Origin of the sequence: Microbacterium sp. (assembly GCF_051953575.1) — a bacterium.
GTDB lineage: Bacteria > Actinomycetota > Actinomycetes > Actinomycetales > Microbacteriaceae > Microbacterium.
Genome location: NZ_JBQCIP010000076.1, coordinates 1 through 10,167, shown reverse-complemented (window position 1 = coordinate 10,167; position 10,167 = coordinate 1). Strand labels below are relative to the sequence as shown.

The window sequence follows — 10,167 nt, the reverse complement described above, 5'->3', positions numbered from 1 at the left end:
CGTTCGACGATGATGGCTTCCTCACGATCACCGGGCGCAAGAAGGAGATCATCGTCACCGCGGGCGGCAAGAACGTCTCGCCCGCGGCGCTCGAAGACCCCATCCGCGCCAACCCGATCGTCGGCCAGGTGGTCGTCGTCGGCGACCAGAAGCCGTTCATCTCGGCGCTGGTCACCCTCGACCCCGAGATGCTGCCGGCATGGCTCGCGAACAACGACCTGCCCAAGGATCTGTCGCTCGCCGACGCCGCGCAGAACCCGGCCGTCCGCGCCGAGGTGCAGCGCGCGATCGACGAGGCGAACAAGTACGTCTCACGCGCCGAGTCGATCCGCAAGTTCACGATCCTTCCGACGGAGTGGACCGAAGACAGCGGTCACCTCACGCCGAAGATGAGCATCAAGCGCAACGTGATCCTGGCCGACTTCGCCGGCGACATCGAGGAGATCTACGCCGTGCCGGTGAGCACCACGAACGTCTCGCTGTCCTGACGGATGCAGAAAGGGATGCCGGCGGCCTCGGCCGCCGGCATCCCTTTCGTCTGAGGAGGGAAGAGCCTCAGAACCAGTCGGACTCGCGGATCTCGCGCATGGCGACGCGACGCTCTTCGGGCGTGAGCCGCTCGAGGTAGAGCTTGCCGTCGAGGTGATCGGTCTCGTGCTGAAGCGCCTGCGCGAGCAGCCCCTCACCCTCGAGGATGACCTCGTTGCCGTCGAGGTCGAGGCCCACGACCTTCGCGTAGGGGTAGCGGACGGCGTCGTGCCACAGGCCAGGGACCGAGAGGCACCCCTCGCCGATGGCCGTGGGCTCCCCCGACACCTCGACGAGCACGGGATTGAGCACGTACCCGATGTCGCCGTCGATGTTGTAGCTGAACGCGCGCAGGCCGACGCCGATCTGGTTCGCCGCGACGCCGGCGCGACCGGGCAGCTCGACGGTGTCGACGAGGTCGCGGACAAGGGCGCGCACGCCCTCATCGATCTCGCCGATCGGCGCGCAGACCGACTTCAGGACGGGGTCGCCGAAGACGCGGATGGGGCGGACCGCCATCAGGCGGCCACCGCCGGCGTCCGCAGGCCCTCGACGACGGTCGCGGCCAGCTCGCGCGCCGCCTCGCGGGTCGCGGGCTGCAGCTCGCGGAAGGCGATGGCGCTGCCCGCGGCGATGTGCGGGTCGTACGGCACGCGGACGACCGAGCGCACACGCGTGCGGAAGTGCGCCTCGAGCTCGTCGAGCTGAACGAGCGGATGCCCCGGCTTGGCGTTGTTGAGCACCACGATGGCGCTGCGCACCTTGTCGGCGTAGCCGTTGGTCTCCAGCCACGTCAGGGTCTCGGACGCGAGACGCGCCTCATCGACGCTGAGACCGGCGACGATGACGATCTGATCGGCGAGGTCGAGCGTCGCCCCCATCACCGAGTGGACGATGCCCGTTCCGGTGTCGGTGAGCACGACCGAGTAGTAGTGCGCGGCGAGGGCGGCCACGTCGCGGTAGTCGGCGTCGTTGAACGCCTCCGACACGCGCGGGTCGGTGTCGGACGCGACGACGTCCAGACGCGTCTCGTCACGGGCGACGATGTTCGACAGGTCGTTGAAGCCGACGACCTCGGGGCTGATGCGCACGAGGTCGCGCACGGTCTTGCCGCTGTCGCGCGAGATGCGCTCGGCCAGGGTGCCGCGGTCGGGGTTGGCGTCCACCGCGATCACACGGTCGTCGCGGGCGTCGGCCAGGGCCATCCCGAGGAGCGTCGTGACGGTCGTCTTGCCGACCCCGCCCTTGCGCGAGAGCACCGGCACGAAGCGGGCGCCGCCGGTGAGCGGCGCGGCGATCCGGCGGTCGAGCTCCTTGCGGGCACGGGCGCGCTTGCTGTCACCGAGGTTGATGCGCTTGCCCGACACCGAGTACACGAAGTGCTGCCACGCACCCTCGGGTTCGGGCTTGACCACCTGGTGCGGGTCGAGCAGGCGGTCGGCGGTCAGCAGGTCGGAGGTCTCTCGTCCAGCCTCGAACTCGCCGAGGCGCTTCGAGGTCAGCGCGACGCCCGGCCGGGGTGCGACGCGGTCCACCGCACGATCGGTCGCGCGCGCCACCACCGGCACCGCGCCGGTGTGCTGCGCCTCGCGTCGCGTCGCGGGAGCCGTCGCCGCAGCGGCCGCAGCGGCCGACGCCGGGACGACGGGGGGTGCGGGCGACGTCGCCTTGGCGGATCCGGATGCCACGGCATCCGTCTCTTCTGGTTCCGGGGCGTGCGCAGTCATGGGCTCCTCCGCGGTCTCATCGGTCAGCTCGAGGTCGAACTCGGTGCCGTCGAACTCGAAGTCGGCCGCGTCGAAGTCGGCGGACTCGAACTCGGTGCCCTCGAAGGCGGCGGTGAACTCGTCCGCCTCGACCTCGGCGACGGCTTCGGCCTCGGTCTCGGCGGCGTCGGCCTCGGCGTCGACCGCCTCAGGCCGCACCTCGGCGGTCTCGTCGTCAGCAGCCTGCTCCTCACCGTCGACGACCGCAACGGCCTCGACGGGCTGCTCCTCGGCGACGGCGTCCTCGGCAGGGACCTCGGGAGCGTCGTCGGCGGCCTCATCGGCCTGCAGCTCGACCGCCGGCTCGGATGCGCCCTCCGCGTCCTCCGCGGCGGCGTCGTCTTCCACCTCGTCCACGATCACCGCGTCCTCGATGACCTCGACCACGTACGCGTCGTCGTCCGCACCGCCGTCGAGCTGCTCTTCTGCGTCGATGACGTCGTCGGCGGGCTCGGCGGGCGCGAAGACGCCGATGATCGGCAGGTCGGCGTCGGCGGGGATCTCGATGACGAACGGGACCTCGTCGTCGATCACCCCGTCGTCGTCTCGGTCGTCATCCGACTCCGTGGGAAGCTCGACGTTCACCTGAGCGGTCGCACCTCCGAGGATGCCGATGCCTGCGGTGTCGAGGCTTCCGGTGTCGGAGAGCACGCCGTTCACGGGCTCGTCGGGCGTATGGTCGGTGCGATCGGGCGTCACTGCGGAGTTCTCCTGGGCAGACGTATTCGGGCGGATGCCACCCTCCAGGCTACTGGGCCGGACGGATGACGACCAAAAGGTCCCCGGCGTCCACCTGCGCGGTCTCGGCGATGGCGAGCCTTTCGACCACGCCGTCGACGGGTGCGGTGATGGCCGCCTCCATCTTCATGGCCTCGATCGACGCGACCGGCTGCCCCGCGGTGACGACGTCGCCGACGAGCGTCTTGAGCGTCACGACGCCCGAGAATGGCGCGGCGACCTGGCCGGGACGGGTGGTGTCGGCTTTCTCGGCCTGGCGCGTCTCGACGGTGATGCTGCGATCGCGGACGAACACCGGGCGCAGCTGGCCGTTGAGCGTCGTCATCACGGTCCGGATGCCCTTGTCGTCGGCCTCGCCGATCGCTTCGAGCCCGACGTACAGCTGCACGCCGCGCTCGATCTCGACGACGTGCTCGGCGCCGGCGGTGAGCCCGTAGAGGTAGTCGACGGTGTCGAGCACGCTCAGGTCGCCGAACACCTCGCGCGTCTGCTGGAACGCGCGGGTCGGCCCCGGGAACAGCAGCTTGTTCAGCATCTCGCGCCGCGACGCGGCGTCGGCGTCGAGCGCGGCGGCCTCGGTGTCGGTCAGCGGCGTGACCTCGATGCTCACCTCACGGCCCTGCAGTACCTTGGTGCGGAACGGCTCCGGCCAGCCGCCCGGCAGGTCGCCCAGCTCCCCCGCCATGAACCCGACGACGGAGTCGGGGATGTCGTAGTTCTGCGGGTTCTCGGCGAAGTCCTTCGGGTCCGCCTTCACGGCGGCCAGATGCAGAGCCAGGTCGCCGACGACCTTCGACGACGGCGTGACCTTGGGCACGCGCCCCAGGATCTCGTTCGCGGCGGCGTACATGTCCTCGATGAGCTCGAAGTCCTCCGAGAGACCGAGGGCGATCGCCTGCTGGCGCAGGTTCGACAGCTGCCCGCCGGGGATCTCGTGGTGGTACACGCGGCCGGTGGGTCCCGGCAGTCCCGACTCGAAGGGGCGGTACAGGTGGCGGACGGCCTCCCAGTACGGTTCGAGGTCGCTCACGGCGTCGAGCGAGATGCCCGTGTCGCGGTCGGTGTGCGACAGTGCGGCGACGAGGGCCGACAGGGACGGCTGGCTCGTCGTGCCCGACATCGGTGCGGCGGCCGCGTCGACCGCGTCGGCTCCGGCAGCACTCGCGGCCAGGAGCGTCGCGAGCTGGCCGCCGGCGGTGTCGTGCGTGTGCACGTGCACCGGGAGGTCGAACCTCTCGCGCAGGGCGCTGACGAGACGGGATGCCGCAGCCGGCCGCAGCAGGCCGGCCATGTCTTTGATCGCCAGGACGTGGGCTCCGGCATCCACGATCTGCTCCGCGAGCCGGAGGTAGTAGTCGAGCGTGTAGAGGTCCTCCGCCGGGTTCAGCAGGTCTCCGGTGTAGCAGACGGCGACCTCGGCCACCGAGGTGCCGGTGGCGAGGACCGCGTCGATCGCCGGACGCATCTGCGCCACGTCGTTGAGCGCGTCGAAGATGCGGAAGATGTCGATGCCCGATGCCGCGGCCTCGCGCACGAAGGCGTCCGTGACCTCGGTGGGGTACGGCGTGTAGCCGACCGTGTTGCGGCCACGCAGCAGCATCTGGATCGCGACGTTCGGCAGCGCCGTGCGCAGGCTGTCCAGGCGCTCCCACGGGTCCTCGCCGAGGAACCGCAGCGCGACGTCGTACGTGGCGCCGCCCCACGCCTCGACCGACAGCAGCTCCGGCGTCAGGCGCGCGACGTACGGCGCGACGGTCACGAGGTCCTTCGTGCGGACGCGGGTCGCCAGGAGCGACTGGTGCGCATCGCGGAACGTCGTCTCGGTGACCGCCAGCGACGTCTGCTCGCGCAGCGCCTTCGCGAAGCCGGCGGGCCCGAGCTCCAGCAGCCGCTGGCGCGACCCTGCGGGCGGCTCGGTCGTGAGGTCGATGGCCGGCAGCTTCAGCCGCGGGTCGACGGTGACCGGGTTCTCACCGTTCGGCTTGTTGACCGTGGTGTCGGTGAGCCAGTTGAGGATCTTCGTGCCGCGGTCCTTGGACTCGCGGCCTTTGAGCAGACCGGGGCGCTCGTCGATGAACGACGTGCTGACGTCGCCGGCGACGAACGACGGGTCGTCGAGGACGGCCTGCAGGAACGGGATGTTCGTCGAGACGCCGCGGATGCGGAATTCGGCGAGGGCCCGGCGGGCGCGCACGACGGCGGCGCCGAAGTCGCGGCCGCGGCAGGTGAGCTTCGCCAGCATCGAGTCGAAGTGCGGGCTGATCTGCGCGCCCGCGGCCGTCGTGCCGCCGTCGAGACGGATGCCGGCGCCGCCCGGCGAGCGGTACGTCGTGATCTTGCCCGTGTCGGGACGGAAGCCCTGCGTGGGGTCCTCCGTCGTGATGCGGCACTGCAGCGCGGCGCCGCGCAGGTGGATCTGGTCCTGCGTGAGCCCGAGGTCCGCGAGGCTCTGTCCCGCGGCGATGCGCATCTGCGACTGCACGAGGTCGACGTCGGTCACCTCTTCGGTGACGGTGTGCTCGACCTGGATGCGCGGGTTCATCTCGATGAAGACGACCTCGCCCGTGCGGGGGCCGGCGGTCTCGAGGAGGAACTCGACGGTGCCCGCGTTCTCGTACCCGATGGAGCGGGCGAAAGCGACGGCGTAGGTGTGGAGGGCGTCGCGGACGGCGGGATCGAGGTTGGGCGCCGGGGCGATCTCGATGACCTTCTGGTGCCGTCGCTGCACCGAGCAGTCGCGCTCGAACAGGTGCACGGTCTCGCCCGCCGCGTCCGCGAGGATCTGGACTTCGACGTGCCGCGGGCGCAGCACCGCCTGCTCGAGGAACACGCGGGCGTCGCCGAAGGCGCTCCCGGCCTCCCGCATGGCCTCGGCGAGGGCGGGGGCGAGCTCCTCGGCACGCTCGACGCGCCGCATCCCTCGTCCGCCGCCGCCGGCGACGGCCTTGACGAAGATCGGGAAGCCGATCGCGTCGGCCTGCTCGAGAAGCTCGTCGACGTCTTCGGAGGCCTCGGTCGACCGCAGCACCGGCACACCCGCGGCGACCGCGTGCTGTTTCGCCGTGACCTTGTTGCCGGCCATCTCGAGCACCTTGGCGGGGGGTCCGATGAAGGCGATGCCGTTCGCGGCCGCCTTCTCGGCGAGCTCGGGGTTCTCGGACAGGAAGCCGTAGCCGGGGTAGATCGCATCGGCGCCCGCCTCTTTGGCGACCCGGATGATCTCGTCCACGTCGAGATATGCCCGGACGGGATGCCCCACCTCGCCGATGCGGTAGGCCTCGTCGGCCTTCAGCCGGTGCAGCGAGTTGCGGTCCTCGTAGGGGAACACCGCGACCGTGCGCGCTCCCAGCTCGTAGGCGGCGCGGAATGCGCGGATCGCGATCTCTCCGCGGTTGGCGACCAGGATCTTGCGGAACATTCGACCTCCGTGAGCGGCGGTACGGCCGGCCTCTGGATCAGACCCCGGATGCGGGTCCTGGAAACCGGCTGAGTGTGCTCTCAGCCTAGGGGACGGTAACGTGGTGGCTTGTGCACGTCCTATCCGTCAGCTCGCTCAAGGGTGGCGTCGGCAAGACGACCGTGACTCTCGGACTCGCATCGGCGGCTTTCGCCCGCGGCGTCCGCACGCTCGTCGTCGACCTCGACCCGCAGTCCGACGTCTCCACGGGAATGGACATCCAGGTCGCGGGGCGCCTCAACGTCGCCGATGTTCTGGCCAATCCCAAGGAGAAGACGGTCCGTCAGGCCATCACCTCCAGCGGCTGGGCCAAGGTGCACCCGGGCACCATCGACGTCATGATCGGCAGCCCGTCGGCCATCAACTTCGACGGTCCGCACCCGAGCGTGCGCGACGTGTGGAAGATGGAAGAGGCGCTCGCCACGATCGAGGCGGACTACGACCTCGTGCTGATCGACTGCGCCCCGTCGCTGAACGCGCTCACCCGCACAGCCTGGGCCGCTTCCGACCGCGTCGTCGTGGTGACCGAGCCGGGCCTGTTCTCGGTGGCGGCCGCCGACCGCGCCCTGCGTGCCATCGAAGAGATCCGCCGCGGCCTCTCCCCCCGCCTGCAGCCGCTCGGCATCGTCGTGAACCGCGTGCGTCCCCAGTCGATCGAGCACCAGTTCCGCATCAAAGAGCTGCGCGACATGTTCGGACCGCTCGTCCTCTCGCCGCAGCTTCCCGAGCGCACCTCGCTGCAGCAGGCGCAGGGAGCGGCCAAGCCGCTCCACATCTGGCCGGGCGACTCCGCGCAGGAACTCGCCGCCGACTTCGACTCGCTGCTCGACCGCATCATGCGCACGGGCCGGATCCCGTCGCCCGAAGATCCCCGCCCCTGAGCTCAGGCGGACGGATGCCGCGCCCCGGCATCCACGATGCGTTGACCACTTTGCTCACGGAATGAGCACTCTGCACCCTTAGTGCACGGCGGTCTGAACACGACTTGCAAACCGCGGCGAAGTCACTGACCATATCGCCATGGCACCGATGACGTTGCATCCCGACAGCATTGCCGTGCACGCCGGCCGCGAAGATCTCGCGGACCTCGGCGTCCACGCCCTCCCCCTCGACCTCTCGTCGACCAATCCGCTGCCCGACCTCGAGCTCGGGGGCATGTCGTACGAGGTCCTCGCCACCGGCGGCCACCCGTTCGAGGGAGGCTCGAACGTCTACGCGCGGCTGTGGAATCCCACGGTCGCCCGGTTCGAAGAGGCGCTCGCCCGACTGGAGCACGCCGAAGAGGCGGTCGCGTTCTCGTCGGGCATGGCCGCGATCACCGCCGTGCTGCTCGGCGTCTCGCATGAGTCGGGCAAGCGCCACATCGTCGCGGTGCGCCCGCTGTACGGCGGCACCGACCACCTCCTCGCCTCGGGCCTTCTGGGGCTGGAGACCACGTTCTGCGCGCCGGCGGACGTCGCCGCGGCGGTCCGTGACGACACCGCCCTCGTCGTGCTGGAGTCGCCCGCGAACCCGACGCTCGAGCTCGTGGACCTGCGGGCCGTGGTGGCCGCCGCCGGCGACGTGCCGGTGCTGGTCGACAACACCTTCGCGACGCCCGTGCTGCAGCAGCCGCTGGAGTTGGGCGCCGCCCTGTCGCTGCACAGCGCGACGAAGTACCTCGGCGGGCACGGCGATGTCGTCGGCGGGGTCGTGGCGTGCGATGCGCGTCTGGCGGCCGCCCTGCGCAGGACCCGTGCCATCACTGGCGCGATCATGCACCCGCTCGCGGCCTACCTGCTCCACCGCGGCCTGGCGACCCTGCCGGTCCGCGTACGGGCGCAGCAGGAGGGCGCGCGGACCGTGGCTGAATGGCTGACGACGCGCGCCGAGGTCGCCCGAGTGCACTTCCCCGGCTTCGCCGCGTGCGACCCGCAGGGACTCGTCGGCCGCCAGCAGGCGGGACCCGGCGCGATGATCGCGATCGAGCTGGCCGGCGGCTTCGACGCCGCGGCGGCGTTGACCTCGGCGGTGAGGCTCTTCACGCACGCGGTCTCGCTCGGGAGCGTCGACTCGCTCATCCAGCATCCCGCGGCTCTCACCCACCGGCCGGTCACTTCAGAGGCGAAGCCGTCCGACGCGCTCGTGCGGCTGTCGATCGGCCTGGAGGATCCGCAGGACCTCATCGCCGATCTGGCTCAGGCGCTGAGGTCGACGGCAGACGCGGAGTCTCCCGCGATGTCGACGGCGGGGTGAGTCAGGCGGTGCGTGCTGCGCGTCGGGCGGCGAGCTCGTCCATCGGGTCGGGCTTCTCGACCTCGAACTCGACGAGCTCGGACTCGACCTCGCGCAGCACCTTGCCGACGGCGATGCCGAAGACGCCCTGACCGCGGCTGACGAGGTCGATGACCTCGTCGTTCGAGGTGCAGAGGTACACGGAGGCACCGTCGCTCATGAGCGTCGTGCCGGCGAGATCGCGGATGCCGGAGGCACGCAGCTGGTCGACCGCGGTGCGTATCTGCTGCAGCGAGATGCCGGTGTCGAGCAGGCGCTTCACGAGCTTCAGCACGAGGATGTCGCGGAAGCCGTACAGGCGCTGCGATCCCGATCCCGTCGCGCCGCGCACGGTCGGGACGACGAGTTCGGTGCGCGCCCAGTAGTCCAGCTGGCGGTACGTGATGCCCGCCGCACGCGCTGCCACGGCGCCGCGGTAGCCCACCTCATCGTCCATCGCCGGGAGCCCGTCGGTGAAGAGGAGTTCGGCGGAGAAAGGCTCGTTGTCAGCCATGTCACGGGTCATCCCCGTCCCCCCTCCGAATCGGTAAGTTCCACGCTAGATCAGCCTCGTGCCCGCGGCAATGACATCCGGCTTTCGAGCCTCGGCGTGTCGCGCGGATGGCCGAGAATCGACGCCGCGACGTCAGGACAGCAGGCGATCCAGAGCCGTCCGCACGAAGATCGCACGCACCTCGTCGAGGCGCTTGGCGAGCTCGGGGGCGACCTCGCCGGCGCGCCCGCGGGAGGCGGCATCCGTCCGTCGCAGCAGCGGCGCGAGCGCCGACTCGACCAGCGCCACGTCGCGTTCGGCGTTCTGGCGCAGCGCCCGCACATGACGGGGCTCGATGCCGTGCCGGTCGAGAGCGACGAGCGCGCGCAGCAGGGCCACCTGCTGCTCGGTGTACGACTCCGCGCCCGTCATGACGCCCGTGCTGATCGCGTCGTTGAGCAGCTGCGGTGCGGCGCCCGCCGCGGCGAGCAGCTCATCGCGGCGGTATCGGCGCGGTGCCGGGACGATCGACGGCGGCGGAACCGCCGTCGGCGTCGCGGGGTCGCGGCCGGCGTCGACGTCTTCGAGGTAGTCGCGGATCACCGACAGCGGCAGATAGTGGTCGCGCTGCAGCGTCAGCGCGAGGCGCAGGCGCTCGAGGTCGGCCTGCGAGAACTTGCGGTACCCCGACTCGGTGCGCAGCGGCGTGACGATGCCCTGCACCTCGAGGAAGCGGAGCTTGCTCGAGGTGAGTGCGGGGAACTCCGGCGACAGGCGCGCCAGAACCTGACCGATGCTGAGAAGACCCGCGGACGTCGCGTTTTCACGGACGGAGGCCGCGGGCATCAGGCGTCCGCCGCCCGCGCGAGGTCTGCCGGCGAGACGAAGAAGTTGAGCCGGAACTTTCCGATCCGCACCTCGGCGCCGTTGCT

Annotated in this window: 7 protein-coding genes and 1 pseudogene; 3 read left to right on the top strand and 5 right to left on the bottom strand. The window is 70.7% G+C overall.

The genetic code is table 11. The features are described from left to right. Positions 1-488 (top strand): annotated as a pseudogene (locus tag ACTHNQ_RS05545) (long-chain fatty acid--CoA ligase); the annotation flags it as partial. A 67-nt stretch (positions 489-555) separates the two neighbouring features. On the opposite strand, the gene ACTHNQ_RS05540 reads toward ACTHNQ_RS05545, so the two are convergent. Genes ACTHNQ_RS05540 through ACTHNQ_RS05530 form a run of 3 tightly spaced genes read right to left on the bottom strand, consistent with a single transcriptional unit; the run spans position 556 to position 6,450 of the window. Continuing rightward, complete coding sequence (locus ACTHNQ_RS05540; RefSeq protein WP_440331830.1) at positions 556-1,047, bottom strand: peptide deformylase; 492 nt, start codon at positions 1,045-1,047, stop codon at positions 556-558. Continuing rightward, positions 1,047-2,993: a nucleotide-binding protein gene (locus ACTHNQ_RS05535; protein WP_440331828.1), complete on the bottom strand. Its 1,947-nt coding sequence runs from the start codon at positions 2,991-2,993 to the stop codon at positions 1,047-1,049. Before ACTHNQ_RS05535 ends, ACTHNQ_RS05540 begins: the two co-directional genes overlap by 1 nt. Before the next feature lie 49 nt (positions 2,994-3,042). After that, positions 3,043-6,450 carry a pyruvate carboxylase gene (locus ACTHNQ_RS05530; RefSeq protein ID WP_440331826.1) on the bottom strand — a complete coding sequence of 1,136 codons (3,408 nt, stop codon included), beginning with the start codon at positions 6,448-6,450 and terminating at the stop codon, positions 3,043-3,045. 110 nt (positions 6,451-6,560) lie between these two features. On the opposite strand from ACTHNQ_RS05530, the gene ACTHNQ_RS05525 reads away from it, so the two are divergent. Then, on the top strand, positions 6,561-7,370 hold the full coding sequence (locus tag ACTHNQ_RS05525) for a ParA family protein (RefSeq protein WP_440331824.1): 810 nt from the start codon (positions 6,561-6,563) through the stop codon (positions 7,368-7,370). Positions 7,371-7,509: 139 nt separating this feature from the next. Further along, the gene (locus tag ACTHNQ_RS05520; protein WP_440331822.1) at positions 7,510-8,724 is read left to right on the top strand and encodes a trans-sulfuration enzyme family protein; all 1,215 of its coding nucleotides are present in this window, start codon (positions 7,510-7,512) and stop codon (positions 8,722-8,724) included. 1 nt (position 8,725) lies between these two features. On the opposite strand, the gene ACTHNQ_RS05515 is transcribed toward ACTHNQ_RS05520, so the two are convergent. Further along, positions 8,726-9,256, bottom strand: coding sequence for a MerR family transcriptional regulator (locus ACTHNQ_RS05515; protein WP_196804669.1), 531 nt, complete (start codon positions 9,254-9,256; stop codon positions 8,726-8,728). A gap of 132 nt (positions 9,257-9,388) precedes the next feature. Next, positions 9,389-10,081 carry a transcriptional regulator FtsR gene (gene ftsR / locus ACTHNQ_RS05510; RefSeq protein WP_018170536.1) on the bottom strand — a complete coding sequence of 231 codons (693 nt, stop codon included), beginning with the start codon at positions 10,079-10,081 and terminating at the stop codon, positions 9,389-9,391. Between the last annotated feature and the right edge of the window lie 86 nt (positions 10,082-10,167).

Bases quoted from the DNA above. Each gene is read 5' to 3' on its own strand.
- ACTHNQ_RS05540 (WP_440331830.1), bottom strand. From the start codon at position 1,047: ATGGCGGTCCGCCCCATCCGCGTCTTCGGCGACCCCGTCCTGAAGTCG.
- ACTHNQ_RS05530 (WP_440331826.1), bottom strand. From the start codon at position 6,450: ATGTTCCGCAAGATCCTGGTCGCCAACCGCGGAGAGATCGCGATCCGC.
- ACTHNQ_RS05520 (WP_440331822.1), top strand. From the start codon at position 7,510: ATGGCACCGATGACGTTGCATCCCGACAGCATTGCCGTGCACGCCGGC.
- ACTHNQ_RS05515 (WP_196804669.1), bottom strand. From the start codon at position 9,256: ATGGCTGACAACGAGCCTTTCTCCGCCGAACTCCTCTTCACCGACGGG.
- ftsR (WP_018170536.1), bottom strand. From the start codon at position 10,081: ATGCCCGCGGCCTCCGTCCGTGAAAACGCGACGTCCGCGGGTCTTCTC.